The organism is Sphingopyxis sp. H073, assembly GCF_001468395.1.
GTDB lineage: Bacteria > Pseudomonadota > Alphaproteobacteria > Sphingomonadales > Sphingomonadaceae > Sphingopyxis.
In genome coordinates this window covers 139,392-165,018 of sequence record NZ_LNSG01000009.1, presented here as the reverse complement: position 1 = coordinate 165,018, position 25,627 = coordinate 139,392, and the positions used below count along the sequence as shown (strand labels likewise).

At 64.7% G+C, this 25,627-nt stretch carries 22 protein-coding genes and 1 tRNA gene; 11 read left to right on the top strand and 12 right to left on the bottom strand.

Annotated features, from left to right (window positions below; all coding sequences use genetic code 11):
• Positions 1 to 119 precede the first annotated feature (119 nt).
• The 3 genes from ATE64_RS16910 to ATE64_RS16900 are packed head-to-tail and all read left to right on the top strand — an operon-like array spanning position 120 to position 4,060.
• Entirely contained in the window at positions 120 to 638 is a 519-nt protein-coding gene (locus ATE64_RS16910) for a sigma-70 family RNA polymerase sigma factor (protein ID WP_058455874.1), read from the top strand.
• Positions 631 to 1,566 (top strand): FecR domain-containing protein, encoded by a 936-nt coding sequence (locus ATE64_RS16905; RefSeq protein ID WP_058455873.1) that lies wholly within the window; start codon positions 631 to 633, stop codon positions 1,564 to 1,566. Before ATE64_RS16910 ends, ATE64_RS16905 begins: the two co-directional genes overlap by 8 nt.
• A 1-nt stretch (position 1,567) precedes the next feature.
• The gene (locus ATE64_RS16900) at positions 1,568 to 4,060 is read left to right on the top strand and encodes a TonB-dependent receptor (protein ID WP_058455872.1); all 2,493 of its coding nucleotides are present in this window, start codon (positions 1,568 to 1,570) and stop codon (positions 4,058 to 4,060) included.
• A gap of 22 nt (positions 4,061 to 4,082) precedes the next feature.
• On the opposite strand, the gene ATE64_RS16895 is transcribed toward ATE64_RS16900, so the two are convergent.
• Both ATE64_RS16895 and ATE64_RS16890 read right to left on the bottom strand, forming a co-directional pair.
• Positions 4,083 to 5,222, bottom strand: coding sequence for an acyl-CoA dehydrogenase family protein (locus ATE64_RS16895; RefSeq protein WP_058455871.1), 1,140 nt, complete (start codon positions 5,220 to 5,222; stop codon positions 4,083 to 4,085).
• Positions 5,223 to 5,333: 111 nt separating this feature from the next.
• A complete protein-coding gene (locus ATE64_RS16890; protein ID WP_058455870.1) occupies positions 5,334 to 6,527 on the bottom strand; it encodes an acyl-CoA dehydrogenase family protein in 1,194 nt (397 codons plus the stop codon).
• 153 nt (positions 6,528 to 6,680) lie between these two features.
• Between ATE64_RS16890 and ATE64_RS16885 the strand changes: the two genes are divergently transcribed.
• Complete coding sequence (locus ATE64_RS16885) at positions 6,681 to 7,757, top strand: MBL fold metallo-hydrolase (protein WP_058455869.1); 1,077 nt, start codon at positions 6,681 to 6,683, stop codon at positions 7,755 to 7,757.
• Here ATE64_RS16885 and ATE64_RS16880 read toward each other — a convergent pair.
• The 5 genes from ATE64_RS16880 to ATE64_RS16860 all read right to left on the bottom strand — a co-directional run bounded on the left by ATE64_RS16880 (position 7,754) and on the right by ATE64_RS16860 (position 13,129).
• Entirely contained in the window at positions 7,754 to 8,632 is an 879-nt protein-coding gene (locus ATE64_RS16880) for a PAS domain-containing protein (RefSeq protein ID WP_058455868.1), read from the bottom strand. The two genes, ATE64_RS16885 and ATE64_RS16880, sit on opposite strands and share 4 nt — an antisense overlap.
• Positions 8,633 to 8,748: 116 nt before the next feature.
• Complete coding sequence (locus ATE64_RS16875; RefSeq protein ID WP_058455867.1) at positions 8,749 to 10,371, bottom strand: TadG family pilus assembly protein; 1,623 nt, start codon at positions 10,369 to 10,371, stop codon at positions 8,749 to 8,751.
• Positions 10,372 to 10,373: 2 nt separating this feature from the next.
• Entirely contained in the window at positions 10,374 to 10,820 is a 447-nt protein-coding gene (locus ATE64_RS16870) for a TadE/TadG family type IV pilus assembly protein (protein WP_058455915.1), read from the bottom strand.
• A 158-nt stretch (positions 10,821 to 10,978) separates the two neighbouring features.
• Positions 10,979 to 11,860 (bottom strand): glutathione-dependent disulfide-bond oxidoreductase, encoded by an 882-nt coding sequence (yghU, locus tag ATE64_RS16865; protein WP_058455866.1) that lies wholly within the window; start codon positions 11,858 to 11,860, stop codon positions 10,979 to 10,981.
• A 75-nt stretch (positions 11,861 to 11,935) separates the two neighbouring features.
• Positions 11,936 to 13,129 carry a CoA transferase gene (locus ATE64_RS16860; RefSeq protein WP_058455865.1) on the bottom strand — a complete coding sequence of 398 codons (1,194 nt, stop codon included), beginning with the start codon at positions 13,127 to 13,129 and terminating at the stop codon, positions 11,936 to 11,938.
• Between the two features lie 126 nt (positions 13,130 to 13,255).
• On the opposite strand from ATE64_RS16860, the gene ATE64_RS16855 reads away from it, so the two are divergent.
• Positions 13,256 to 16,489: an amidohydrolase family protein gene (locus ATE64_RS16855; RefSeq protein WP_058455864.1), complete on the top strand. Its 3,234-nt coding sequence runs from the start codon at positions 13,256 to 13,258 to the stop codon at positions 16,487 to 16,489.
• A 91-nt stretch (positions 16,490 to 16,580) separates the two neighbouring features.
• A tRNA-Ser gene (locus ATE64_RS16850) sits at positions 16,581 to 16,670 on the top strand.
• 62 nt (positions 16,671 to 16,732) lie between these two features.
• Here the strand turns inward: ATE64_RS16850 and ATE64_RS16845 are convergent.
• The gene (locus ATE64_RS16845; protein ID WP_058455863.1) at positions 16,733 to 17,362 is read right to left on the bottom strand and encodes a Yip1 family protein; all 630 of its coding nucleotides are present in this window, start codon (positions 17,360 to 17,362) and stop codon (positions 16,733 to 16,735) included.
• A gap of 186 nt (positions 17,363 to 17,548) precedes the next feature.
• On the opposite strand from ATE64_RS16845, the gene hspQ reads away from it, so the two are divergent.
• Positions 17,549 to 17,935 (top strand): heat shock protein HspQ, encoded by a 387-nt coding sequence (hspQ, locus tag ATE64_RS16840; protein WP_058455862.1) that lies wholly within the window; start codon positions 17,549 to 17,551, stop codon positions 17,933 to 17,935.
• Between the two features lie 21 nt (positions 17,936 to 17,956).
• Here the strand turns inward: hspQ and ATE64_RS16835 are convergent, their stop codons facing one another.
• The gene (locus ATE64_RS16835) at positions 17,957 to 18,829 is read right to left on the bottom strand and encodes an ABC transporter permease (RefSeq protein ID WP_058455861.1); all 873 of its coding nucleotides are present in this window, start codon (positions 18,827 to 18,829) and stop codon (positions 17,957 to 17,959) included.
• A gap of 125 nt (positions 18,830 to 18,954) precedes the next feature.
• Between ATE64_RS16835 and ATE64_RS16830 the strand changes: the two genes are divergently transcribed.
• Both ATE64_RS16830 and ATE64_RS16825 read left to right on the top strand, forming a co-directional pair.
• Positions 18,955 to 19,641 (top strand): GcrA family cell cycle regulator, encoded by a 687-nt coding sequence (locus tag ATE64_RS16830; protein ID WP_058455860.1) that lies wholly within the window; start codon positions 18,955 to 18,957, stop codon positions 19,639 to 19,641.
• Between the two features lie 10 nt (positions 19,642 to 19,651).
• Complete coding sequence (locus ATE64_RS16825; RefSeq protein WP_058455859.1) at positions 19,652 to 20,050, top strand: PaaI family thioesterase; 399 nt, start codon at positions 19,652 to 19,654, stop codon at positions 20,048 to 20,050.
• Positions 20,051 to 20,110: 60 nt separating this feature from the next.
• On the opposite strand, the gene ATE64_RS16820 is transcribed toward ATE64_RS16825, so the two are convergent.
• Entirely contained in the window at positions 20,111 to 20,950 is an 840-nt protein-coding gene (locus ATE64_RS16820; RefSeq protein WP_058455858.1) for an outer membrane beta-barrel protein, read from the bottom strand.
• A 169-nt stretch (positions 20,951 to 21,119) separates the two neighbouring features.
• Between ATE64_RS16820 and parE the strand changes: the two genes are divergently transcribed.
• Together parE and ATE64_RS16810 are read left to right on the top strand one after the other, a co-directional pair.
• Positions 21,120 to 23,099, top strand: a complete 1,980-nt coding sequence (gene parE / locus ATE64_RS16815) for a DNA topoisomerase IV subunit B (protein WP_058455857.1) — start codon at positions 21,120 to 21,122, stop codon at positions 23,097 to 23,099.
• A gap of 1 nt (position 23,100) precedes the next feature.
• Positions 23,101 to 24,426: a serine hydrolase gene (locus tag ATE64_RS16810; RefSeq protein ID WP_058455856.1), complete on the top strand. Its 1,326-nt coding sequence runs from the start codon at positions 23,101 to 23,103 to the stop codon at positions 24,424 to 24,426.
• Here the strand turns inward: ATE64_RS16810 and ATE64_RS16805 are convergent, their stop codons facing one another.
• Together ATE64_RS16805 and apaG are read right to left on the bottom strand one after the other, a co-directional pair.
• Positions 24,427 to 25,218, bottom strand: a complete 792-nt coding sequence (locus tag ATE64_RS16805; RefSeq protein WP_058455855.1) for a LysR substrate-binding domain-containing protein — start codon at positions 25,216 to 25,218, stop codon at positions 24,427 to 24,429.
• Positions 25,215 to 25,616 (bottom strand): Co2+/Mg2+ efflux protein ApaG, encoded by a 402-nt coding sequence (gene apaG / locus ATE64_RS16800; protein ID WP_058455914.1) that lies wholly within the window; start codon positions 25,614 to 25,616, stop codon positions 25,215 to 25,217. The genes ATE64_RS16805 and apaG overlap by 4 nt, the downstream gene beginning before the upstream one ends.
• Positions 25,617 to 25,627 lie beyond the last annotated feature (11 nt).

Here is a 25,627-nt window from a genome sequence, read left to right as displayed (position 1 = left end):
CAATGCGGTTGCACGGCGCGCGCATGGCGCTATATGACGGCGCCATCAGGGGGCCGTATGACGGGCGCCGTCGGGGTGTGTGTCGACAGCAGATGGCATTCCGTAGCAACAATTTTCCCATGACCGAGGCGAGTGATCGAAACGAGGCCGCACAGGGCATCGAGGGCGTGTTGCTCGCCAACCGCGATCGCATTCTGCGTTTTCTCGAGGTGCGCGGCGCGGGCGACTTGGCCGAAGATATCTTTCAGGATCTTTGGATGCGCCTGACCGAACGGCGCATGGGTCCGATCGCCGATCCGCTGCCCTATGTAATGCGCGCCGCGAACAATCTGATGCTCGACCGCTATCGTTCGGCGCGCCAGAGTTCGCTGCGCGATGCCGCGTGGACCGAGGCTTCGTCGGCACAAAAGCCGTCGGCGGAAACTGCGCTCATTTCGCGCGAGCAACTCGCACTCGTCGAACAGGCGATCACGGCGACCGGCGACCGCTCCGCGCGCATTTTTCGTCGGTTCCGGGTCGACGGCATCGCCCAGCGCGATATCGCGGTCGAGGTCGGCGTCAGCCTGAGCACCGTCGAGGCCGACCTGCGCAAGGTTTATGCCGCTATCGCCAAGCTGAGGAGGCAGTTCGATGCATGACGCTGCGAACAGCGCGGCCGAAGCGCAGGCCATCGACTGGATCATCCGTCAGCGCGATCCGGCTTTCGGCGACTGGGACGATTTTGCCGACTGGCTGGCCGAAGACCCCGCCCATGCGGACATTTATGACGCGCTTGCCTGCCTCGATCAGGATCTGGACGCGCTGCCGCCCGAAAGCACGCCGTCGGTCGTGATCCGGCCGCGCGAGCAGGTCCGCCCGTCGCGGCGCCTGTGGTTCGGCGGAGCAGTTGTGGCGGCGCTCGTGGCGATGGTCAGCCTGCCCAACCTCGGCCTGTTCGGAAATCCGGACCGGATCGAGACCGCCGCCGGCGAGCATCGCACCATCGAACTCGCCGACGGGTCGAAGATCGAGATCAATGGCGGATCGATCGTCGAGCTTGATAAGGATCGGCCCCGCTTTGCGCGGCTGGAAGCCGGCGAGGCGATGTTCCATATCGTTCACCGCGAAAAGGACCCGTTCGTGGTCGAAGCGGGGCCGTCGCGGATCGTCGACCTGGGTACGGCCTTCAATGTGGTGCGCCGCGACCGGCAGATCGCGGTGGCGGTTTCCGAAGGCATCGTCCTTTATAATCCGCAGGGCGACAAGGTGCGGGTAACCGCCGGTCAGGCGATCGAGGCGAACGATGGTGACGCCACGCCGCCAAAGGTTCGCGATGTCGATATCGCCAACGTCGGCGCGTGGCGGTCGGGGCTGCTGGTTTACAACGCCGCCTCGCTCGCGACCGTCGCCGACGACCTGCGGCGAACGGCGGGGATCGAGGTAACGATCAGCGCCGGGGCGGCCGATCGCTCGTTCAGCGGTGCGCTGGTGATCGACAAGGATCGCGCCCGGACCGTCGCCGATCTTGCCGCGCTTTCGGGGACGACCGCCGAACGGCGCGGCGATGGCTGGGTGTTGACGCGGTAGGATGACGCGGGGGACCTCCAGCCTGCTGGCGCTCGCGCTGTGCAGCCTGCCCGCGCAGGCGATGGCAGCGGAGGACCGCGTCTTCAACGTGTCGGGCGGCGCGCTGACGACAGCGCTGCCGATGCTCAGCCGGCAGGGCGGCGTCAGTATCAGCGTCGCCGATGCACGGCTGTGGCAGGTCGAGGTCAAGCCCGTTCGCGGCCGCATGGATATCGACGACGCGCTGCGGCGGATGCTGGCGGGCACCGGCGCGCGCGCGGTCAAGGTCAGCGCGACGAGCTGGCGGATCGAGCGGCGCCGCGAGCCGCAAAGGCTGGTCCGGCAAAGCCCGCCGCCGGTCCGTGCTGCCCCGCAACCCAGGGCGCGCGAGCCATCGCACGACTATGTCGCTTCGGCCGATGAACAGATCATCGTCACCGCAACCAAGACCGACCTTCCCTATTCGCACTTCGCAGGCGTCGCCACCCGGCTGGATGGCGACGATTTGGCGTTCGGCGGCGAGCGCGGTACCGAATCGATCCTGTCGCGCATCGCGACGGTGTCCTCGACCCATCTCGGATCGGGCCGCAACAAGCTTTTCATCCGCGGTATCGCCGATTCGAGCTTTACCGGGCCGACGCAGGCGACGGTGGGGCAATATCTCGGCGATATCCGCCTCAGCTACAATGCGCCCGACCCGGATCTGCGCCTCTACGACATCGACAGCGTCGAGGTGCTCGAGGGGCCACAGGGAACGCTTTACGGCGCGGGCTCGCTCGGCGGCATCATCCGCACCATTCCCAAGGCACCCGATCCCCGCGAAAGTTCGGTGCAGGCGATTGCCGGTTTCTCGGTGACCCAGCACGGCGAACCGGGCGGGGACATTGCGGGGATCGCCAATGTCCCGGTCGGTGACGGACACGCCTTTCGCCTTGTCGGCTACATGATCTCCGACGGCGGCTATATCGACAACCCCTTGCGCGGACAGGATGACGTCAACCGCGTTCATGTCCGCGGAGGGCGCGGCACCTTTCGCCTTGATGCCGGTGACGACTGGACGATCGATATCGGCGGTGTCTATCAGGCGATCACCTCCGACGACGCTCAATATGCCGACAAGGATGGACCTCCGCTCACGCGCCGTTCGATGGTCGAGCAGAATGCGACCGCGCGCTACGGGTTGGGCACGATTGTCGTGATGAAGGATTGGGACGGCCTGCATTTCCAGTCGTCCAACGCCTATATCGACCACCGGCTCTTCGAGCGCTTCGATGCCAGCGTGCCCGAAGCGCGACAGGACGGCGGCAACGATTCGGGTGTCATTGTCGGGTCGGTCGATGTGGTGCGGCTGTTCGCGCCGATCCAGATCATGCCGCTGGGCGACGTTCCGCGTGTACTCGACCAGCATAACGCCACGCGCATGTTTGCCAGCGAAAACCGCCTGTCGCGCCCCTATCATGACGGGCTCGGCTGGGTAATCGGCGCCAGTTTCGTCGACAATCGCGCGCGGCAAAATCGCGACTACACCTATGGATCGCTCATCGCCATCTTGCCCGGCGTCACCAACCGCGTCACCGAATTCACTGGCTATGCCGAAGCGACCGTCGAGGTCTTGCCCGACCTCATTGCCTCGGGCGGGCTTCGTCTGTCGCACGCAAAGCTGGACGGCGAGGCCGAGGGCGTATCCTTCGCGCTGGCGCAGGCGGGACGGGCGACGACCGCATCGCGGACCGAGACCGACCTCCTGCCCTCCTTCTCGATCCTGGCGACGCCGCTCGACAATGTGCGGCTCTATGCCCGCTATCAGGAAGGCTTCCGTCCCGGCGGCCTTGCCGTCGACGGCAATTTCGTTCGGCGCTTCCTCAACGACCAGGTTCGCACCTGGGAGGCCGGAATGCGCTTCGGCGACAAGGGCAAGAGCCTCCTCGACGCGAGCATTTCAGTCTCGCATAGCCGCTGGAGAAATATCCAGGCCGATTTCATCGACAGCAACGGCTTCCCGACGACCGCCAATATCGGCGATGGGCGCATCACCAGCGTGTCGGGCGCCGTCGCGGTCCGGCCGAGCGCGGCGCTGACGTTCGATCTCAGCGCCGTCTATAACCACAGCCGGGTCGACGATCTCTCGCCGCAAATCCTGCCGGTATTCGCTGCCACCCCCGCCCGCCTTGGGCGCATCCCCAATGTCGCGAGCCACGCCGTGCGCGGATCGGTCAACTACGCCACCCTGCTCGGCGATCAGGATTTCCGCGTGAATGGCTGGGCGAGCTACATCGGCCCGTCGCGGCTGGGTATCGGTCCCGTGCTTGGCGAGAGCCAGGGCGACTATGTCGACACGGGACTTGCGATGCGCGTAGGAAACGACCGCCGCGGCCTGTCGCTGACGCTCACAAATCTGTTCGATTCGCGCGGCAACCGCTTTTCGCTCGGCACGCCCTTCGTCGAGGGCAATGAGGGGTTCCTGACCCCGCTACGCCCCCGCACGCTGCGGATCGCCGTCGACGTCAGCTACTGACGCCGACGGCCCGCACATCCGGTCAATCGGCCAAGGTGAGCTGTTCGTAGCGATCGAGGTGATAGTCGGCGCTGCCGAACTGCCCCTCGATCATCGTCGCGCGCTTGAAATAATGGCCGATGGCGAGTTCCTGTGTGATGCCGATGCCACCATGCGTCTGAACCGCATTCTGGCCGACGAACTTCGCGCCGCGGCTGACCTTCGACTTGGCGGCCGATACCGCGGCCTTGCGTTCGGCCGCAGGCAGGTCGAGCTTGAGCGTGCCCATGATTGTCATCGAGCGCGCCTGCTCGACCTCCATGAACATGTCGACCATGCGGTGCTGGAGTACCTGGAACTTCGCGATCGGCACGCCGAATTGCTTGCGCTGCTGCGTATATTCGAGCGTACCTTCGTGCAGCTTCTGCATCACCCCGGTGGCTTCGGCGCAGACCGCGACCGTCGCTTCGTCGACGATCTGTTCGATCAGCGGCAGCGCCGTACCTTCGCCGCCGAGCAGCGCGTCTGCGGGGATCGCGACATTCTCGAAATAGATTTCCGACGCGCGGCTGCCGTCGACGGTCGGATAATCGCGGCGGACGATGCCGGGCAGGTTCGCGTCGATCAGGAACAGCGACACGCCGTCGCGGTCGCGCTGGCCGCCGCCCGTGCGCGCGGTGACGAGCAGATGCGTTGCCCAGGGCGCCGCATAGACGACGCTCTTGTGCCCGCTCAATACATATCCGGCGCCATCTTTCTTCGCGGTCGTGCGAAGGTTGGCGAGGTCGTAGCGACCTTGCGGCTCGGCATAGGCGAAGGCGACGATGACGTTACCGGCGATGATCTCGGGGATGAACTTGTCGGCCTGCGCTCCGCCGACGGCCTTCAACGCGCCACCTGCGATAACGACGGTGGGCAGATAGGGCTCGATGCCCAGCACCTTGCCGAGCTCTTCCATGACGATCGCATTTTCAAGCGCGCCGCCGCCAAGCCCGCCATGCTCTTCGGCAAAGGCAGCGCCCAGCATACCAAGTTCCTGCGCCAGCGCGGTCCAGATCGCCGGGTCGCGGCCCGCGTCGCTGTTGATGAACTTCTGGCGCGTTTCGAAATCATAGGTGTCGGCCAGAAAGCGCGACAGCGTGTCACGGATCATGTCCTGCGTCTCGGTGTAAGTGAAATCCATTATCCCAGTCCTCAATTTCATCGTCATCCCGGCGAAAGCCGGGATCTCTCCGTCGCTTTATGCAGAGAGGTCGAGATCCCGGCCCTCGCCGGGATGACGTCAATTATGCGTTTAGAGCCCGAGCACCATCTTCGCGATGATGTTGCGCTGAATCTCGTTCGACCCGCCATAGATCGTCGTCTTGCGCGTGTTGAAATAGGTCGGGGCGGCGCGATGGGCATAATCGGGCCCGATCGGATGCTCGTTGTCGCCCTCGCCGAAACCGCGGAAATAGGGCGCCCCATAATGGCCGACTGCCTCCAGCGTCAGCTCGGTCAGACGCTGCTGGATCTCCGATCCCTTGATCTTGAGCAGGCTCGATTCGGGCCCCGGTCCCTTGCCCGCATTCGCACCGGCGAGGCTGCGAAGCTCGGTGAATTCGAGCGCGGTCAGGTCGACCTCGAGTTCCGCGATCTTGCGTTTGAAGAAGGGGTTGGCAAGCAACGGCTTGTCGCCGTCGAGTTCGGTGCGCGCGATCGCCTTCACCTTCTCGACCCCGCGCTTCGACGCCGCGACGCCCGCGATGCCCGTGCGTTCGTGCGCGAGCAGGAACTTGGCGCAGGTCCAGCCCTTGTTTTCCTCATAGACGCGCTGCTCGACGGGGACGCGGACGTCCTCGAGCCAGACTTCGTTCACTTCATGCTCGCCGCCGAGCGTGATGATCGGCCGCACGGTGATGCCAGGCGATTTCATGTCGATCAGCAGGAAGCTGATGCCTTCCTGCTGCTTTGCATCCTTGTCGGTGCGGACGAGGAAGAAGCCCCAGTCGGCGTGCTGCGCAAGCGTCGTCCAGGTCTTTTGCCCGTTGACGATATAGTGATCGCCGTCGCGCACAGCGGTCGTGCGAAGGCTGGCAAGGTCGGAGCCCGAGCCAGGTTCCGAATAGCCTTGACACCACCAGTCCTCGCCCGACAGAATCCGCGGCAGGAAATAGGCTTTCTGTTCGGGGGTGCCGAAGGTGTAGATCACCGGCCCGACCATCGCGAGGCCGAAGGGCAGCAGACGGATGCAATCGGCACGCGCGGTTTCCTCCGACCAGATGAAACGCTGCGTCGGGGTCCAGCCCGTGCCGCCATATTCAACCGGCCATGCCGGGGCGACCCAGCCCTTCTTGTAAAGGATCTTGTGCCAGGCGAGGAAATCCTCCTTCGCCATCTCTTCGCCTTCATCCTGCTTTGCGCGCAGGTCGGCGGGATAATTTTCGGCGATGAACTCGCGCACTTCCCTCTGGAAGGCGAGATCTTCCGGGCTGAATTCCATGTCCATTATGATTCTCCCAAGGGCACTGGCGCCCTTATAGAAGGCGCTCACGTTTACGTAAAGGTAAGTTGCGAGCCGCAACCCTTTCGGGCAGACTGCGCCGCGCGGCGCCGCTTGTCCAGCGGCGCTCTTTAGGAAAATCATGAGCGGGAGGGGACGATGAAGAGGGGATTGCGCGCGCTGACGGCGTTGCTTGTGTTGATTGCCCTGGTGGGCGGGGCCGCCCTGCTATTCCAGCGCCAGATCGGGATCTGGATGTTCGATCGTGCGGTCGAGCGCGGTGCGGGCCGTGACAATCTGGCGAGCCTGCCCGACGGGCTCCACGTCGGTCTTTGCGGAACCGGATCGCCGCTACCTAATCGCGACCGTGCAGGCGCCTGCACCGTGGTGATTGCCGGCAAGGCCATGTTCGTGGTCGATGCGGGCGAAGGCGGTGCGCGCAACATCGCGCTGATGGGGCTTCCCAACGCCAAAATTCGCGTCCTTTTCCTGACGCATTTTCATTCGGACCATATCGACGGGCTCGGTCCGATGATGCTGCTCCGCTGGACGGCGAGCGGCAACACGGCGCCACTTCCCGTCTATGGCCCGAACGGAGTCGAGGCGGTGATCGCCGGTTTTGGTACCGCCTACGCCGCTGACAATGGATATCGCACGGCGCATCACGGCGCCGCGATCGCACCGCCGGCAGCCGCCGGGGCGATCGCGATGCCTTTTGCCGCCCCGGTCGGCCCGGAGGTGGTTTATGAAGCCGACGGACTGAAGGTGACCGCCTTTCCGGTCGATCATCGCCCGGTCCAGCCCGCGGTTGGATATCGTTTCGACTACAAAGGACGGAGCGTCGTGATCAGCGGCGACACCGGTCCGTCGAAGATGGTCGAAACCGTGGCCAAGGGCGCCGACCTGCTCGTTCACGAGGCGCTTCAACCCGAAATGGTCAAGGCGCTGGCCGCCAGGCTGAAGGCCGCAGGGCGTCCGCAGACCGCGCAGATCATGCATGATATCATCGACTATCACGCGACCCCGGCACAGGCGGCGGCCAGCGCGAAGACTGCAGGGGTGAAGATGCTGGTGCTGAGCCATATCGTGCCGCCCTACCCTCTGCGCTATCTCGACGCGGCATTTCTGGGCGATGCGAAAGACAAGTTCGATGGGCCGGTCATCGTCGGCGAGGATGGAGATTATTATTCCATGCCCGTCGGCACCAAGGATATCCGGCGCGGAAACTGGTTCTAGGCTCGGGTCACGGAGATCATCGCGCCTTCGCTGGCATAGGCGCTGCGACGCTCGGCGATTGCCAGCATCACCGGAACCGCGTCCCCCTCGCGTGTAATCAGCGCGGAGGCCAGCCGTGTTGGCAGGCCAGTGCGGAACACTGTCTCCAACGCTTCACCAAAGCTCGTCCGCTCCTTCATCGCGACGAGAGCGGAGAAGCGGACGCGCCGGATCGCGGCCGGGTCGACCCCGACCCATGCGGTCAGTGCGTCATTCGCATCCTCGACCGCCTCGCGCACGGAAATCGCGGCACAGCCGATATCGCCATGCGCCCCGATAGCGTCGGCCAGCGCCCGCCGCGCATCATTCTCCGACAGCTCGGCCATGGCTGCGCTGACGTCACGCAGCAACAGCGCCCCGCCGGCGGGGATCGGCACCAATTCGGCATGTACCCATCGACGCGGGCTGAGCAGCCCCGGCACATCACCTGAAAAACGCTCGCGATGGTCGAGCAGCCGGTGGATATGCGCGAGCAGCAGGTGGCGGCCGAATTGGGGCAGCGCCTCGACGAGGTTGCGGCCGACCATTTCGGCCGCAGCGGTGGCGAACATGTCCGAGGCGGCGGGGTTGGCGGCGATGATCCGCCTTTCGCGATCGATGACCAGGATCCCGTCATGGATCGATTCGACCAGATCGGCCAACGATACGCGCAAGTCCCTGACCGCCGGGCCGGTGTGGCCCAGTCGGCGATAATCGTCGAGCGAGATCAGCACATGGGCGTCCTTGCCGTGGTGCGTCACCACCACCGGCTTGCGTGCCGCCTGCAATCGCCAGTTCGCGAAGCCCCGGATAAAGTCCGCCGCCGAAACACGCTGGGGTTCCTGAGTTGCTGCCATTCGCGCCTCCCGGACCCATTCTAACCCTCCATCCAGCGATGCGGCGCCAATTTCGGTCCGGATAGCTGCGGAACGCGCCCTGTTATGTCCGGTTTGGTAGCGATCCTGATCGCGCGTCAGACCAGCTTGGCCTTGCTGCAACGAAGCGCGTTCACGCGGGCGTCGGCTTCGCCGATATGGACGCCGAGCAACCCGGTGACGCTCTCCAGAACCCCGTCGAGCACCGGGGCTGCAAGGCCGACCGCATCGCCCACCACTTTGGCCAGAGTCTTGGAATTCAGGCCGAGGCCGAGAATATTGACGGTAAGGTCCGTGCGGTCGGCAAGCGACTTGGCTGCGCCAGCGACGAGGCCGGTGCTTTCCACCGTCTTGACTGTCCCGCGATCGATGTCGTCGCGCGAAAAGCCAGCCGGTTTGGGATTGAGATCGGAGAGGACAAGTTCGGCCTTACCCTCGACGCTGGCAAGCGGCAGCTTGAGCAGCTTTGCCGGGGCCGGATCGATCGGGCGCTGCATGTTCTGGAAGTCGGCGGCGCCGACCTTTCCGAGTGCCAGCGTCGCGGGTGATGTCGTGACGCCAAGGCGCACGGCGTTGCTGCTTCCGCGCCTGCAGTCGATCTCGGTTATCCGCGCCGAAGCCGACCCAAGTTCGGCGAACACGGGGATTTCCACCGTGGCCAGCGGCGTCGCGACTTTCGTCTCCATCTTGAGCCGCACCTGCGCCGTGCGAACGATGACCTGTTGATTGTCGGTGACTGCGATCAGCGGCGACTGCGCCGGAGGCTCGCCGATCAGAAGCGCGACATCGACTCCCGACCCACCCGGCAAGCCGGTGGCGAGCGACAGGTCGACCTGGCGGTTGGCGTTGGCAAGCAGCAGCATCGAGCGGAGCAGACCGAGCGCGTTGACTTTTACCGGATTGGCCGGATCGACGCGGATGCTCGACGAGCGCGGCCCAAGGTCGATCGCGCGCGACGGGAGCAGGCTGCGCGGGAGCGCGCTGTCGGCGATCGTGCCGAGCGCCGACGCAACCTTTGCATCCGTGCTCGATTTCGACAGCGCCGACAGCACCTGCGGCAATGTTGCTTGCGTGTTCAGCGTCTGGCCGAAGGTCAGGACATCGGCATCGAGTTCGGTCCTGAGGGCGTCGGAAAAAGCAAGCAGGTCGATATCGGCGCTCGCGAGCGCGTTATAGTCCATGACCGAGAGATTGACCTGGCTGCCGGTCAGCGCCGACAGCAGTGCGTTCGGGATGCCGCCGTGGACCGCGGCGACGCGCGATCCCAGCGAGAAAGCCGCATATCCCCGTCGCGCACCGGTTGCCGAGGCGCCGATGACCGTACTCTGCCGCCCGGTCAGGAAGCTGCCGAAAAACATCGGGCGGTCGCGCGTTAGGACGATACGCACGGCGTTCGGCGTCGCCCCGCCCGCGTTGAAACGCTGCTCGGCGGGAATCGCGGCGTCGGGCCGATAGGTGCCGGCCTCGAGCGAGGCGATGACGATGTTGCAATTGCAGTTGGCGGCGATGACGCGCTCCGCCGCCGCGCGCTCCTCGCCGGGCTTGCCCGCGGCGGCGAGCGCAGCCGCATCGGCGATGCCCTGCAGCTTGCGGCGATCGAGCTGGAAGGAGCCGATGTCGACCGCCAGCGCCGCCGCGCCGATCAGCATCGTCAGCGCGGCGGCCGATGTCACGCCGATACCGCCGCGGCGGTCGGCGACAAGATTTGTGAACAGGTGCATGGTCAATCCACCGGCAGTTCGAAGGTCGCGCGGGCGCGGATCACATGGCCTGGCGACGGGACGAAGGAAGAGCGGAGAAAGCTGGTCTGCGGCGCGGTATAAGTAACGGCGACGGTCACGGCGTCGGTCGTTTCGGCGACAGATACGCTGCGGCGGGCGACCGCATAACCGCGAACGCCCTGCATACTGCGGTCGACGGCGTGCGTGGCGATGGCGCGCCGGTCGGCGGCGTCGAGCCCGACGATCGCCGCTCGGGCTCCGTCATTGGCGGCCTGCTGCACGCTGTGCGCGAGCATGAAATATTGGCCATAGACCAATATGCCCATCATCAGCGCAAGAAAGAGCGGCAGCACGAGCGCCATCTCGACGATCGCGGCCGCCCGCTCGCTGCGGACCAGTCGGGCGGGCAGCGAGCGGGCAAACCGCAGGGGTAAGGTCGGTCGGGTCATGCGGCACAGCATGGCGTCGCCCGATGAATCCCGGGTCTCGGCGCGTGCGCCGCAATTTTCCGTACTTTATGTATTTTCGAGCGGCCCAATCGCCCGCAATTCTGCGGCCGTCGCCGAACCGTTAACGGCACGGCGACGGCGCCAAACGAAAAACCCGATTATTCGGCGGCTTCGGCTTCCAGCTTGTCCTGTGTACGCAGGTCAAAGTCGGACGCGTCATGGCGTTCGCGAAGCTGGCTCGACGGTTCGCCCATCACGCGGTTGACCATGCGTCCACGCTTCACCGCCGGGCGCGCCGCAATCTGGTCGGTCCAGCGCTGGACATTCTTATACTCCTGCACCTGCAGGAATTCCCCAGCATCGTAAACCAACCCCTTCGCGAGCGCGCCGTACCAGGGCCAGATTGCCATGTCGGCGATCGTATAGTCGGCGCCCGCGATATATTCGTTCTCGGCCAGGCGCCGGTCGAGCACGTCGAGCTGGCGCTTCACCTCCATCGCATAGCGGTTGATCGGATATTCCTGCTTCGTCGGGGCATAGGCATAGAAATGACCGAAACCGCCGCCGAGGAACGGCGCGCTGCCCATCTGCCACATCAGCCACGACAGAGTCTCGGCGCGCTTCGCAGGCTCGGTCGGCAGGAACTCGCCGAATTTTTCGGCGAGATAGATCAGGATCGCCCCCGATTCGAACACGCGGATCGGATCGGCGCCACTGCGATCGACGAGCGCAGGGATCTTGCTGTTCGGATTGGCGTCGACGAAGCCGCTCGAAAACTGGTCGCCTTCGCCGATGTTGATCAGCCAGGCATCATATTCGGCGCCGCTATGGCCGGCTGCCAGCAATTCCTCAAGCAGCACCGTGACCTTCACGCCGTTGGGCGTGCCGAGCGAATAGAGCTGGAGCGGATGTTTGCCGATCGGCAGATCCTTGTCGTGCGTCGGGCCGGCGATCGGGCGGTTGATGTTCGCAAACCGCCCGCCGCTGTCCTTGTCCCAGGTCCAGATTTTCGGCGGCACATATTCACTCTGGTCGGTCATCGGGAGGCTCCTGCTCATGATTTTGTACTGATCGGTACTTAATCGTCCCGGGCGCGGTCGTCCAGCGTCGGCCGCTCAAATAATGCTTTGCGCCCGCAAAGCGGAAATCGCGTCGGGGCTGTAACCGATCTCGGCGAGTATCATATCGCTATGCTCGCCGACGCGCGGAGCGCGTGCGGGATCGGCCTTGGCGCTTCCCGACAGATCTATCGGCGCCCGGATTATCGGAATATCCTGGGCTGCGCCGGGATAGGCAACCGGCTCGACGAGCGCCATCGCCACAACCTGCGGCTGCGCCAGCACCTCGCTGGACCGCAACACGGGTGCTGCGGGCACGCGCGCGGCGCCAAGTTCCGCGATTGCGTCGCTGCTGGTGCGGTCGATGCACCATTGCTGCATGATGACGCTAAGCTCCTCGCCATTGTCGCCGCGCAGGATATCGCTGGCGTAGCGCGGGTCATCGACCAGTTCGGGGCGACCCATCAGCCCGGCCCATCGCGCGAAGATGCTACCGCCGACAATCTGGGTGACGATCCAGCCATCGCGGGTGCGGAATATGTCGGTCGGCCCCGAACTGAAGCTGCGATTGCCGATGGGCTGCCGTTCTATGCCGTTCAGCGCATGGTCGATCGTCAGCGAATTGGTCATCGCAAGCGCGGTGCCGAGCAGCGACCCAGACACGCACTGCCCCACTCCCGTCGTCTCGCGTTCGCGCAGCGCGACCATAACGCCGAACGCGGTGTGGAGCGCGGTGCCGAAATCGACGAAATTGACCTGGGCGCGATAGGGCTGATCGGGCGTGCCGGTCAGATGCACGGACCCCGACATCGCCTGTCCAACCGCATCGAAACCGACGTTTTTCGCAAGCGGCCCCTCGCTACCGAAAGCCGATGCGGTGGCGAGGATGATGCGCGGATTGATCGCCGACAGGCTGTCATAGTCGAGGCCGAGCTTGACGAGCGCATCGTGCGGCAGGTTGGCGACGACGACATCGGCGGTCTCGACGAGCCGCCGGACGATCTCGCGGCCTTCGGGGCTTCCGGGCTTCAGGGTCAGACAGCGCTTGCCGCGGTTCATCTGCATGAACATCGCGCCAGAGCCGTCCTCCGCGACCGGAACGGTATAGCGATCGTCGTTGCCGCCCGGCGCCTCGATACGAATGACGTCGGCACCATAATCGCCGAGCAATGCCGCGCAGTAAGGGCCCGCGATGTAACGGCCGAAATCGAGTACCCTCATTCCCGTCAGCGGCACGTCGGCCCTCCCCATCTTTTCCGTCTTGCAACCGCGCTAGCAGTCGCCCGTCGACCGTGCCAGTTCTTCGTCGAAACCAGTCCCTTGCATGTGGCGCGGCAAATCATATGGTCGCTGCAAATTTCAACAGGGGATAATATAATGGCGCGCTTCGCACTCGCCTTCACGGCGGCTTTGGCCTGTTCGACTTCGGCTTGGGCGCAGTCCGCGCCGGCCGATGCCAAGCCCGAAAAGTGGGACGTCAACGCCCCTCCCGGCATGACGACGCACAAGGTGCCGATCGCGGTCGACGAGGGTAGCTGGATGAACGTCGACGTTGCGCCCGACGGCCGCACCATCGCGTTCGACCTGCTCGGCGACATCTATACCATGTCGATCGAGGGCGGCACGCCCACGCGGATCGCCGAAGGGCTTGCCTATGAGCATCAGCCGCGTTTCTCGCCCGATGGCAATCGTATCGCCTTCGTCTCGGACCGCGGCGGCGGCGACAATATCTGGCTGATGAACCGCGACGGTAGCGACAAGCGGCAGCTCAGCAAGGAGGAATTCCGCCTGCTCAACCAGCCGAGCTGGAGCCCCGACGGGCAGTTCATCGTCGCGAAGAAGCATTTCACGACCGGCCGCTCGCTCGGCACCGGCGAGGTCTGGATGTATCATGTCTCGGGCGGCGCGGGCGTGCCGCTGGTCAAGAAGCCGAACGAGCGCCACCAGAAGGAACTCGGCGAGCCGATCTTCGCGCCCGACGGCAAGGGGGTCTATTACACGCGCAACGTCACGCCCGGGCCGATTTTCGAATATGCACAGGACAGCAACGGCGACCTGTTCCACATCGAACGCTACGATCTGAACGATGGCGAGGTCACGACGGTGGCCGCTGGCCCCGGCGGCGCGGTGCGGCCCTCCCCGTCGCCCGATGGCAAGAAGCTCGCCTATGTTCGCCGCGAGGGAACGCAGTCGAAGCTCTATGTGAAAGACCTCGCCTCGGGCGCCGAGAAGAAGCTCTATGACGCGCTCGACCAGGATGTGCAGGAAACCTGGGCGGTGACCGGCGTCTATCCCAATATGAGCTGGACACCCGACAGCCGGGACATCGTCTTCTGGGCGGGGGGCAAGCTCCGCCGCGTAAACAGCACCGGCGGCGACGCGCGGATCATTCCGTTCACTATCGACGACGATCGCGTCATCATCGACGCGACCCATCCGGCGGTCGAGGTCGCGCCCGACAGCTTCGAGACGAAAATGCCGCGCTGGGCCGAAGTGTCGCCCGACGGGAGCACCGTCGTATTCGAAACGCTCGGCAAACTGTGGCTCAAGCCCGCAGCCGGCGGCACCGCGCGGCGCCTGACCGCGGCCAAGGACAATGCGTTCGAACTGTGGCCCAGCTGGTCGCGCGACGGCAAATCTGTTGTGTTCGTGCGCTGGACCGACGCCGGGCTTGGCGAAATCCACATAGCCGGAAGGGGCGGCGGATCGTCGCGCAAGATCACGGCCAGCCCCGGTCACTATGCCGAGCCGCGCTTCTCGCCCGATGGCAAGCTGATCGCGTTTGAAAAGCGCTCGGGCGGTGGCCTCCGGTCGGAACGCTGGGGCGATAATCCCGGCATCTACCGGATCGCGGTGAGCGGCGGCGCTGCCGAACGGGTCAGCGACAATGGCGCCAAGCCGCAGTTCGGCGCCGCCAGCGACCGCATCTTCATGATCGCGTCGGCCGACGGCAAGAATCAGCTGATCTCGACCGATCTGCACGGGCAGGACAGGCGCGTCCACGCCAGCGGCGAACTCGTCAGCGATTATGAGGTGTCGCCCGATGGCCGCACGTTAGCCTTCCGGCAAAATTACGATGCCTATGTCACACCGCTGATGCCCGGCGGGCAGGATGTTTCGCTCTCGACCTCGGGCGGCGCGATGCCGGTGACGCGCGTGAGCGGTAGCGGCGCCGATTATGTGCATTGGTCCGACGGCGGCAAGCGCCTGCACTGGACGCGCGGGCCGACGCTGTTCAGCGCCGACCTCGGCAGCTTCTTCGCGAGTGCTCCGGCGGCGGGTGAAGACAAGCCGGCCAAATTCGTGCCGCCGACCAGCGGCGTGTCGCTCGCGATGACCGCGCCTGTCGCGAAGCATAAAGGCACCGTCGTCATCACCGGCGCAAAGATCCTCACCATGGCGGGCGCCGATGGCGGCATCATCGACAACGGCGCGATCGTGATCGAGGGCGATCGCATCGCCGCTGTCGGCGCGGCAGGCGCGATCGCCGTTCCCGCCGGCGCAGTGACGGTCGATGCCTCCGGCAAGACGATCGTCCCCGGCTTCGTCGACGCACACGCGCATGGCCCGCATGGCGACGACGAGCTTGTGCCGCAGCAGAACTGGTCGGAAATCGTCAACCTCGCGATGGGTACGACGACGAGCCACAACCCTTCGTCGCGCGCATCCGAAATATTTGTGTCGTCCGAGATGCAGCGCGCGGGACTGATCCTCGCGCCGCGCATCTTCTCGACCGGTGAGATCATCTACGGCGCGAAGGCGGCTGGTATCTACGCCGAAATCAATGGCTATGAGGATGCCCTCGCGCATGTCCGCCGCCTGAAGGCGCAGGGTGCGCATAGCGTCAAGAATTACAACCAGCCGCGCCGCGAACAGCGCCAGATGGTTGTGAAGGCTGCGCAAGCCGAAGGCATGGAGGTCGTGCCCGAGGGCGGCTCGCTCTATACGATGGACGTCACGCTGATCCAGGACGGCAATTCGACCGTCGAGCACAACATCCCGCTCCACACCTTCTACAAGGATCTGGTGCAGCTCTGGGGTCAGACCAGGACCGACTACACGCCGACGCTTGTCGTGACCTATGGCGGTCCCGCGGGCGATCCCTATTGGCGCGCCCACACCAATGTCTGGGAGCAGCCGATCCTGTCGCGCCATGCGCCGCCCGCAGAGCTGGCGGCAAACAACAAGCGCCGCGTCATCGCGCCCGAGGGCGACTATGTCGACGACGATAGCGCGCGCGAGGCGAAGAAGATCGCCGATACCGGCCGCATGGTCTCGATCGGCGCGCATGGGCAGCAGGCGGGGCTCGGCGCGCATTGGGAGATCTGGTCCTTCGTGCGCGGAGGCTGGAGCAATATCGATGCGTTGCGGGCCGCGACGATCATGCCGGCGACGTCGCTGGGCTATGCAAAGGATGTCGGTTCTCTCGAGGTGGGCAAGCTCGCCGATTTGCTGATTCTCGACGCCGATCCGACGCAGGACATTCGCAATACCGAGAAGATCCATCGCGTCATGCTCGGCGGGCGCCTCTACGATCCGCTCACGATGGACGAGGTTGGCACGGGGACGCGCAAGCGCCAGCCCTATTGGTGGGAGGCCGAAAGACCCTGATTTATTGCGGATGCAGACGGCGGCCAACGATTTTGTGACGAGAGGGTTGCAAGACTCGACGGCCGCCGCTAGGGGCGTCTCCTCTCAGCGAGGAGAGTTGGCTGAGTGGTCGAAAGCGTCGCACTCGAAATGCGAAGTGCCGGCAACGGTACCGAGGGTTCGAATCCCTCACTCTCCTCCATTTTTCTCTTTTTTTGACCAAGGCGAACGCCGCCCCGGATGCACCGGGACGGCGTGTGCAACCTATCCCCTGATGCTGACCAGCGAGGGCGCGGCCAGCGCGCCGACCACCGCGCCGATGATCAGGAACAGCACGATATAGACGATGATCACGACCACCGTGTAACCGATCGCCTTGTCCTGTGGCGCCTTCATCAGCACCGGCAGGCCGAGGTACAGCAGGTAAAGCCCGTACAGCGCGAACAGAAGGCCGATGATGCCGAGCGCCGGGATGAGCCCGAAGATACCGCCCACCCAGCCAGCCGTCCCGGCGTACGCAGCGACCTTCAGCGCCTGCACCTGATCCTTCTGGCCGCCGAAACTCGGCGCGAGACCGTCGATGACGAGGGCGAGGATGAAGACCGTCGCGAGCGAGAGGCCGTAGGTCACGATCGCCGTCACGAGCGCGCCGACCAACGGCGGATGATAGGTGATCCCGAGCATCGAGATGCCGAAGAGCTGCCCGCCGATAAAGCCGGCCAGCGGCCCGATCGCTGCGAGCAAGACCACATAAGGCACATAGATCGACTGCGTCGTCGCGGGCTCGGCAGCGATGACGGGCCAGGTTTCCTTGGGCTTGAGAAGGATATCCTTCGCCCGGCTGATGACGCCCGCGGCCATCGGCGGAAGATTGTTCGAAGGTATTTCGGTCATGAAAAGCGCCTCCCCTGGGTCAAGACGGCCCGCAAACCCGAACCGGTCGGGCGAAGGCCGAGGGAGCAAGCTAGCCCGAACGGCCAACGCATCTGTAATCCCCGTCACAGAGCCGGAATCGGCCTGCCGCGGTGCCCGCCAGTGTAACGGACTTGAAACGGGCGTAAATAGCCATAGATTGACGATATGACGTCAAAGACACCTTCCGGTTCGCCGGGCCAGATTTCCCCTCTCGTTGCCGCTCCGCTCATCGAACGCGCGCGCTTTGCCCCTGGCGATATCGTCCGCCACCGCCTGTTCGACTTTCGCGGCGTCGTTTTCGACGTCGATCCGGTCTTTTCGAACAGCGACGAATGGTACGAGGCTATCCCCGAGGCCATTCGTCCGGCGAAGGAGCAACCCTTTTACCACCTGCTCGCCGAAAATGAGGATTCATCCTATATCGCCTATGTCAGCCAGCAGAATCTGGTGGGCGATTCAGAGCAGGGTCCGGTCGATCATCCGCAGATCGAGGTGCTGTTCGACGGGATGGCGAAGGGCCGTTATCGCGTCCGTTCGATCCACCGGCACTGATCGCGCGACTTTGGGCGCGCGTCAGGCCTTCAGCTTCCATCCCGACACGAGCAGGCGATAGGTAATCATGCCGAGCACGATGTTGGTCGCGACCAGCACCAGCGCCGCGGTCAGCACAGGATGCGAGATCGTCGAGTCGACGGTCCCGATGAAGCCGAAACGAAAACCCATGATCGCATAATAGACGGGATTTGCGTGCGCGACGCCCTGAAACCACGGCGCGAGGCGGTCGACCGAATAGAAGGTGCCCGACAGCAGTGCGAGCGGCGTGACGACAAAATTGGTCACCGCAGCGGCATGATCGAACTTTTCGGCCCAGACAGAAGTGACGAGGCCCAGAAAGCCGAGCATCATCGCGCCCAGCACGCCGAACAGCGCGACCGCCCACAGATGGTCAGGCCCGACATGGACCCCGGGCCAGAGCAGCATCGCAAGCCAGAGGGCGAAGCCGACGAGGATCGCGCGGGTGACTGCGGCGCCGATCAGCGCGGTGACCAGTTCGCCGACGCCGAGCGGCGGCATCAGATAGTCGACGATCGTGCCCTGGATCTTGCCGACGAGCAGCGAGAAGCTGGAATTCGCGAAGCTGTTCTGCAGCATCGCCATCATGATCAGCCCCGGCGCGATGAAGTCGGCAAAGGGCACGCCGATGACTTTCCGCCCCGCGCCGCCCAGCGCAACGGTGAAAATGACCAGAAAAAGAAGGGTCGTTACCGCCGGAGCCCAGATTGTCTGGAGCTGGACCTTGAAAAAGCGCCGCACCTCCTTGACATATAGGGCCTGCAGGCCGGGCACGTTCAGCGTCCGGATATGCGGGACGCCGGGTTCGGCAAACGCCGGCGCCGCGGCGTTGTTGTTCGAGTCGGATCGCGAAATTTGGGGCTGGTCGTTCATGGCGTTCTCGCCTATCGCCTCCCCGATCTTACCGCAAGCTGGGCAGCGACTGGAACCGGTCCCCAAAAGGATCGGTAACGCGGATCGCCGGACGCCCCTTGCGTGGAATGATGAGGAATTGAAACATGTCATGGACCGATGAGCGCATCGAGCAGCTGCGCAGCATGTGGGAAAAGGGCCTGACCGCCAGCCAGATCGCCGACGAACTTGGCGGGGTCAGCCGCAATGCGGTGATCGGCAAGGCGCATCGCCTGGGCCTGAAGTCGCGCCCGTCGCCGGTGAAGGCGACCGAAAAGGTCGCGAAGCCCGTAAAGGCGCCCACCGCGCCCAAGCCTGCCTCGCCGGCGCCTGCCGCGCCGCGCGCAGCGGCGCCCGTCGCGCCCCGTCCGGCTCCAGCGGTGCCGAAACCTGAACCCAAGCCGGTCGTCGAAGCATCGGCCGAGGATGGCTCCGAAGCGCCGCCGAAGCCCGATGCGCCGCGCATCGTCTCGATCGGCCCCGGCGGCTTCATTCGCCAGGGTCCGGGCGACCAGCAGGCGCCGATCCCGCCCGCGCCGCCGCGGCGACTGGTGCCCGCGAAGCCGAGCCCCGAGATCGCCGACAAGACGAGCCTGCTCGACCTCAATGACCGTATCTGCCGCTGGCCGATGGGGCATCCGGGCGAGCCCGACTTCCATTTCTGCGGCGTCGCGGTGAACCCGGGCTTCCCATATTGCGTCGAGCATTGTGGCCGCGCCTATCAGGCTCAGCTTCCGCGCGGCACGCGCCGTCCGCCCCCGCCCCCGCCGTTCGGTGGTCCCCGGGTTCGTTAAGACGCGTCCAGTGAAGCCGTTCGGGCAGGATTTCCACTTTGCGCGCACGCTCGGCCTCGAGTTGGTCGAGCGCGGCGATGGCCGCTGCGTGATGGGGATCGACATCGAACGCGAGCGGCACTTCAACCCGCAGGGCGCGGCGCATGGCGGGGTCGCCTATAGCCTCGCGGATTCGGCGATGGGCGGTGCGATCACCAGCCTGCTCCCCGACGATCAATGGTGCGCGACGCTGGAGATCAAGTTCAACTACCATGCGCGCGTCGTGGAGGGTCGGCTGACGTGCGAGGCCGAGGTGCTGCATCGGGGCAAGCGCGTCGCCAATATCGATGCCCGGCTCTACCAGGAAGGCAAGCTGGTCAGCAGCGCAAATGGCAATTTCGCGATTTTCGCGGCGCCGAGCCTGTCTTGAACAGGCGAAAGGCGCCGGAGCCCACACGGTCCGGCGCCTCCCCGTCCGCTTTCCGAGAGGTCAGAAACGGAAGCTCAATGTCCCGCGCACGCTGTGCGTGCGAAAATGCGAACCGCTGCGCTGGATATCCGTGCCGCCACTGTCGAGCAGAAAGGGATTTGTCGGCGGCGCGGTGCCGGGGCCGACATTCACGGCATAATCGTCGTCCTTTACATCGGTGTAGAGATATTCGAGGCCGACCGCGATGCTGTTCGTGACCATGATTTCGGCACCGCCGCCCGCGGCATAGCCCCAGCCATTGGTCTTTCCGTTGTCTGCGAAGCTATTCGCGGCGTTGGTCGTCGCGAACTTGTTGTCCAGCCGCGCATAGGCCGGGCCGCCGGTTACATAGAAAAGCGCGCCGCCGCCGGGGGTATAACCCGCACGCAGGCGGAGACTGCCCTGATAATCGGCCTCGCGGCTCATTGTATAGCTGGCGGGGGTAGTCGAAAAGCCGCTGACGCTATCGCGCGCGACACTGTGGCCGCCCTCCAGCAAAGCGCCTACGACGAAATTGCCCATGCGCTGGTCGACGCCGATACGACCGAAGAATTCGGGCCCGTCCTTGTCGTTGCGACACCCGATGTTCGCTGTGCCGGTCGCGGTGCCGTTGCAGAAACCCGGCGAGAACGCGTTTGCGCCAGCCACCGTCGTGACCGTATCGCCATAGGCGCCGTCGCGATCGGTGTCGAAGACCAGCGTTTCACCGCGATCGCTGCCCTGCAGAGTGCCACCGCCGCCGATCGTGACATAGGCGCCGTTGAAGTCCTGCGCCTTGTCGCGGCCACCGGTTTCCTGCGCCATGGCCGGGGCGGCCATCAGAACCGCTGCCGAAGCAGCGAGGAGAGCTGTAAATTTCATATTATTCTCCACTTTTTGAATGACTTTGCAGTCGGTGGAGCAACCCCCGTAGGATGGACCGGTTTCATCGCCGTGCTGAAAACGGGACGAACCGAGGCCGCCAAATCGGGCCGTGGCGCCATGAAAAGCGCGCTTGCCAGCGCCCTTTCCGGCCCCGTATAGCTAACCCATGAGTCACGATTTGTTCGACAGCAACCAGCCCGCGACCGAAAGCTACAACGCCTCGCAGATCGAGGTTCTGGAAGGGCTCGAACCCGTCCGCCGTCGCCCCGGCATGTACATCGGTGGCACCGACGAACGCGCGCTCCATCACCTTGCTGCCGAAGTCATCGACAACAGTATGGACGAAGCCGTTGCCGGCCATGCGACGCGCATCGAGATCATTCTCGATGTCGGCAATCGCCTGACCGTCATCGACAACGGCCGCGGTATGCCGGTCGACCCGCACCCGAAATTCCCCGGCAAATCGGCGCTCGAGGTCATCATGACCATGCTCCATTCGGGCGGCAAGTTCGAGGGCAAGGCCTATGCTACCTCTGGCGGTCTCCACGGGGTCGGCGTCAGCGTCGTGAACGCGCTGTCGATTGAAACCACGATCGAAGTTGCGCGATCCAAGCAATTGTACAGACAGTCTTTTTCGCAAGGCGTTCCGCAAGGCCCGCTCGAGGAGCTCGGCCCTACCCCGAACCGCCGCGGCACCAGCGTGTCGTTCGTTCCCGACCCCGCAATCTTTGGCGAGCATGGCCGCTTCAAGCCGCAGCGCCTGTACCGGATGGCGCGGTCGAAGGCCTATCTGTTCGCGGGCGTCGAGATCCGCTGGAAATGCGCGCCCGAGCTGATCGGCGACGACACGCCCGCCGAGGCCGTGTTCCAGTTTCCCGGCGGCCTCGCCGACCATTTGAAGGAGCAGATCGGGACGCGCGAATGCGCGACCGCCGAACCCTTCGTCGGTCGGCAGGATTTTTCCGGCGAGCAGGGGCGCGCCGAATGGGCGATCGCCTGGCCGCTGTGGTCGGACGGCAGCTATAGCTGGTATTGCAACACCATTCCGACGCCCGCCGGCGGTACGCATGAGGCGGGGCTGAGGGCCGCGCTGACCAAGGGGCTGCGCGCCTTCGGCGAGTTGATCGGGCAGAAGAAGGCGGCGCAGATCACCGCCGAGGACGTGTTCAACGGCGGCGAGATGATGCTGTCGGTGTTCATCCGTGATCCGCAGTTCCAGAGCCAGACGAAAGACCGGCTTTCGAGCCCGGAAGCGGCGCGTTTCACCGAAAATGCGGTGCGCGACCATTTCGACCATTTTCTGTCGGACAATATGGACCGCGGCCGTGCGTTGCTCGGGCTGGTCCTCGAACGGATGGACGAGCGTTTGAAGCGCAAGGCCGAGCGCGAGGTCAAGCGCAAGACCGCGACGAGCGGCCGCAAGTTGCGTCTGCCCGGAAAGCTCACAGACTGTGCCAACGATGGACCGGAAGGCACTGAATTATTTATTGTCGAAGGCGATAGCGCGGGCGGTAGCGCGAAGCAGGCGCGCGACCGCAAGACGCAGGCGATCCTGCCGATCCGTGGCAAGATCCTTAACGTGGCCAGCGCAAGCGCCGACAAGATCCGCGCTAATCAGGAAATCGCCGACCTCGCGCTCGCGCTCGGCTGTGGAATGCGCAAGGATTGCGACGCCGATCGGCTGCGCTACGACAAGATAGTGATCATGACCGATGCCGATGTCGACGGCGCACACATCGCGACCTTGCTGATGACCTTCTTCTTCCAGGAAATGCCGGACATTGTACGCAACGGGCATGTGTATCTGGCGCAGCCGCCGCTTTATCGGCTGACGGCGGGCGCGACTTCGGCCTATGCGCGCGACGACGCACACCGGGCGGAGCTGGAAGCGACGGTTTTCAAAGGAAAAAAGGTCGACGTGGGGCGTTTCAAGGGTCTCGGCGAGATGAATCCGAACCAGCTCAAGGAAACGACGATGGACCCGGCGACGCGCTCGCTGCTCAAAGTCACGCTGCCGCAGGAATATGAGGAGCGTCAGGGCGTCAAGGATCTCGTCGACCGATTGATGGGCAAACATCCCGAGCATCGCTTCCAGTTCATCCAGGCAAACGCCGCGACGCTCGACGAGGCGTCGATCGACGCCTGATATGCGCGCAACGGGGTATCGCCGCTTTCTCTTCGCGATTGCGGCGCTGCCTTGCTCGTTGTTGTCGCTGTCAACATCGGCGCAGACTGCGGCTGAGCAGACCGCTCCGGCGACCACCGCGTTCGAGCGCCGGACCGCGCAATTGCCCGATGTTGTCGCCGGAAACATTGCATTTGACGACTATTTCGCACCCATGTTCCGGGCTGAGGTTCCGCAGTCCCGGTTTGCGGAGATCACCCGGAGCCTCATCGCGCAATATGGGCGTCCGCTAGGTGTCGAGTCCGCGCAATCGGCGGACGGCCGCTCGGGAACGCTCAAGCTTCGGTTTGAAAAAGGGACGGCGACAGTCAGGCTCGATGTCGGAGCGACCGCGGACGAGCGCGTTACCGGCCTGCTGATTACGGGCTTTACCGTCGATGGCGACGACTTCCATCGCATTGCCGGCGATCTGGCGGGCCTGCCGGGCGCCACAGGCTTTCTGGTCGCCGAAATCGACGGCGATGCCATCCGCACCATTGCGAGTGCGAACGCCGATCGACAATATGCGGTCGGCTCGACCTTCAAACTCTATATCCTCGACGAGCTTGCCGCCCAGATCGCGGCGGGCAAGCGGCGCTGGCGCGACGTGGTCCTCCTGTCGCATTCCAGTTTCTCGTCGGCCGCCACGGCAAACTGGCCGAAGGACACGCCCGTCACGCTGCAGACGCTGGCGAACTGGATGATTTCGGTGAGCGACAATGGCGCGGCGGATACATTGCTCCATCTTCTCGGCCGCGATGCGATCGAGGCGCGGATGCGAGCGGCGGGGCATAGCGAGCCCTCGCGCAATATCCCCTTTCTCTCGACCGTCGAGGCCTTCGCACTCAAGGGCAATAATTTCACCGCCGAACGTGCAGCCTTCATCGGCGCAGACGACAAGGCGCAGCGCAGGCTGATCGATGCCAACGCCGGCCGACTGACCCTCGCCAATGTTGACGGCGTCAGTTTTACGGCGGGGCCACGCTTCATCGGCGAGCTGGAATGGTTCGCGTCGCCGCAGGATATCGCACGGCTGATGGCCGACCTGCGCCGGCGCAATTCGGCACCGATGATGGCTGCGATGGCAATCAACAACGGCGTTGGACCCGTCGCGGCCGAGCCGTGGCGCTACCTCGGCTACAAGGGTGGATCCGAAAACGGCGTGTTGTCGATGAGCCTGCTCGGCCAGCGCAAGTCGGACGGCAAATGGTTCGTCGTGACCGCGAGCTGGAACAATCACGAGGCCAATGTCGAAACCGACCGGCTGGTCGGACTGGTGACGCGCCTGCTGGCGCTCGCCGCCAAATAATCAGACCGTCAGTGCAGCGACCAGCGCCTTGACCTTGGTCTGCCGCCACTGCGGGGTCGGGGCGACGAGCCAATAGCCGCGTTTGACGGCAAAGGCCTCGCGCACCAGCCGGACGCGGCCAGCGGCGATATCGGCCTCGGCCAGCATCGCGGGGACGTTCGCATAGCCCAGACCGTTGGCTGCAGCGTCGATCGCAAGCCCGGCATCGCCGAGGCGCAGGGCCGGCTCGCCTTCATCGACCGGGCATCCGGGCCAGGCGATGCGCGTGTCGCTGTCGCTGCCGGGCCCCGCGACAGTTACCATCATCGCCTCGGCGAGCGGTACGCCTTCATGCTCGCCGGCTCCGTCGGTCCAGAAGATCGCAAGGTCGAGGTTCGCTTCGGTGAAGTCGATCCCGCCATCGGCCGAAACGAGCGTGAAGCGCACATCGGGTGCCTGCTGGCTGTATCGCGCAAGCCGGGGTGCGAGCCATTTTGCGGTGAGGTCGCGCGGCGCGGCAATCGTCAGCGACTGCGACGATTGCCCGGCCTGCATGGCGCGAACCGATTCCTCGAACTGCAGGAAGCCCTGGCGCAGGGCATCGAGGCCGGCATTCGCCTCGCCCGTCAGTTCGAGCCCCTTTGGCGTGCGGCGGAACAGCACCACGCCAAGCATGTCCTCGAGCGCGCGGATCTGCTGGCCGACGGCCGCGGGAGTCACGGCGAGCTCGTCGGCTGCGCGCGTGAAGCTCAAATGCCGGGCAGCGGCGTCGAAAACGCGAAGCGCGTTGAGCGGCAGGTGGGTGCGCTTCATGACGCGGTCGCAGGCGCCACGAGGGGAAAGTGCGGGATGGCAACGAGCATCTGCGAATCGTCGCCCAGCTCCATCGTATAGCTGCCGACCATCGACCCCTCGGGGGTCGGCAGCGGGCAACCGGAAACATAGTCGAACGCGCCGCCGGGCAGGATCAGCGGCTGTTCACCGACGACGCCCTCCCCCTCGACTTCGCTGATCTGGCCGCGCCCGTCGCTGATCCGCCAGTGACGGGTGAGGAGCTGCGCGGGTACCTCGCCATGATTCTCGATCCGGACATGATAGGCCCAGAACCAGCGACTGAGCGCCGGGTGCGACTGTTCGGGCAGATAGCTGACCGACACACGCACGGTGATCGGCCCCGTGGTCGCCGAGAAAGGGAAGAAGGAGTCGATCATCTCCATCGCAA

Excerpts from the sequence above, each read along its gene's own strand:
- ATE64_RS16910 (WP_058455874.1), top strand. The coding sequence starts at position 120 with ATGACCGAGGCGAGTGATCGAAACGAGGCCGCACAGGGCATCGAGGGC.
- ATE64_RS16905 (WP_058455873.1), top strand. The coding sequence starts at position 631 with ATGCATGACGCTGCGAACAGCGCGGCCGAAGCGCAGGCCATCGACTGG.
- ATE64_RS16900 (WP_058455872.1), top strand. The coding sequence starts at position 1,568 with ATGACGCGGGGGACCTCCAGCCTGCTGGCGCTCGCGCTGTGCAGCCTG.
- ATE64_RS16895 (WP_058455871.1), bottom strand. The coding sequence starts at position 5,222 with ATGGATTTCACTTACACCGAGACGCAGGACATGATCCGTGACACGCTG.
- ATE64_RS16890 (WP_058455870.1), bottom strand. The coding sequence starts at position 6,527 with ATGGACATGGAATTCAGCCCGGAAGATCTCGCCTTCCAGAGGGAAGTG.
- ATE64_RS16885 (WP_058455869.1), top strand. The coding sequence starts at position 6,681 with ATGAAGAGGGGATTGCGCGCGCTGACGGCGTTGCTTGTGTTGATTGCC.
- ATE64_RS16880 (WP_058455868.1), bottom strand. The coding sequence starts at position 8,632 with ATGGCAGCAACTCAGGAACCCCAGCGTGTTTCGGCGGCGGACTTTATC.
- ATE64_RS16875 (WP_058455867.1), bottom strand. The coding sequence starts at position 10,371 with ATGCACCTGTTCACAAATCTTGTCGCCGACCGCCGCGGCGGTATCGGC.
- ATE64_RS16870 (WP_058455915.1), bottom strand. The coding sequence starts at position 10,820 with ATGACCCGACCGACCTTACCCCTGCGGTTTGCCCGCTCGCTGCCCGCC.
- yghU (WP_058455866.1), bottom strand. The coding sequence starts at position 11,860 with ATGACCGACCAGAGTGAATATGTGCCGCCGAAAATCTGGACCTGGGAC.
- ATE64_RS16860 (WP_058455865.1), bottom strand. The coding sequence starts at position 13,129 with ATGGGGAGGGCCGACGTGCCGCTGACGGGAATGAGGGTACTCGATTTC.
- ATE64_RS16855 (WP_058455864.1), top strand. The coding sequence starts at position 13,256 with ATGGCGCGCTTCGCACTCGCCTTCACGGCGGCTTTGGCCTGTTCGACT.
- ATE64_RS16845 (WP_058455863.1), bottom strand. The coding sequence starts at position 17,362 with ATGACCGAAATACCTTCGAACAATCTTCCGCCGATGGCCGCGGGCGTC.
- hspQ (WP_058455862.1), top strand. The coding sequence starts at position 17,549 with ATGACGTCAAAGACACCTTCCGGTTCGCCGGGCCAGATTTCCCCTCTC.
- ATE64_RS16835 (WP_058455861.1), bottom strand. The coding sequence starts at position 18,829 with ATGAACGACCAGCCCCAAATTTCGCGATCCGACTCGAACAACAACGCC.
- ATE64_RS16830 (WP_058455860.1), top strand. The coding sequence starts at position 18,955 with ATGTCATGGACCGATGAGCGCATCGAGCAGCTGCGCAGCATGTGGGAA.
- ATE64_RS16820 (WP_058455858.1), bottom strand. The coding sequence starts at position 20,950 with ATGAAATTTACAGCTCTCCTCGCTGCTTCGGCAGCGGTTCTGATGGCC.
- parE (WP_058455857.1), top strand. The coding sequence starts at position 21,120 with ATGAGTCACGATTTGTTCGACAGCAACCAGCCCGCGACCGAAAGCTAC.
- ATE64_RS16810 (WP_058455856.1), top strand. The coding sequence starts at position 23,101 with ATGCGCGCAACGGGGTATCGCCGCTTTCTCTTCGCGATTGCGGCGCTG.
- ATE64_RS16805 (WP_058455855.1), bottom strand. The coding sequence starts at position 25,218 with ATGAAGCGCACCCACCTGCCGCTCAACGCGCTTCGCGTTTTCGACGCC.
- apaG (WP_058455914.1), bottom strand. The coding sequence starts at position 25,616 with ATGATCGACTCCTTCTTCCCTTTCTCGGCGACCACGGGGCCGATCACC.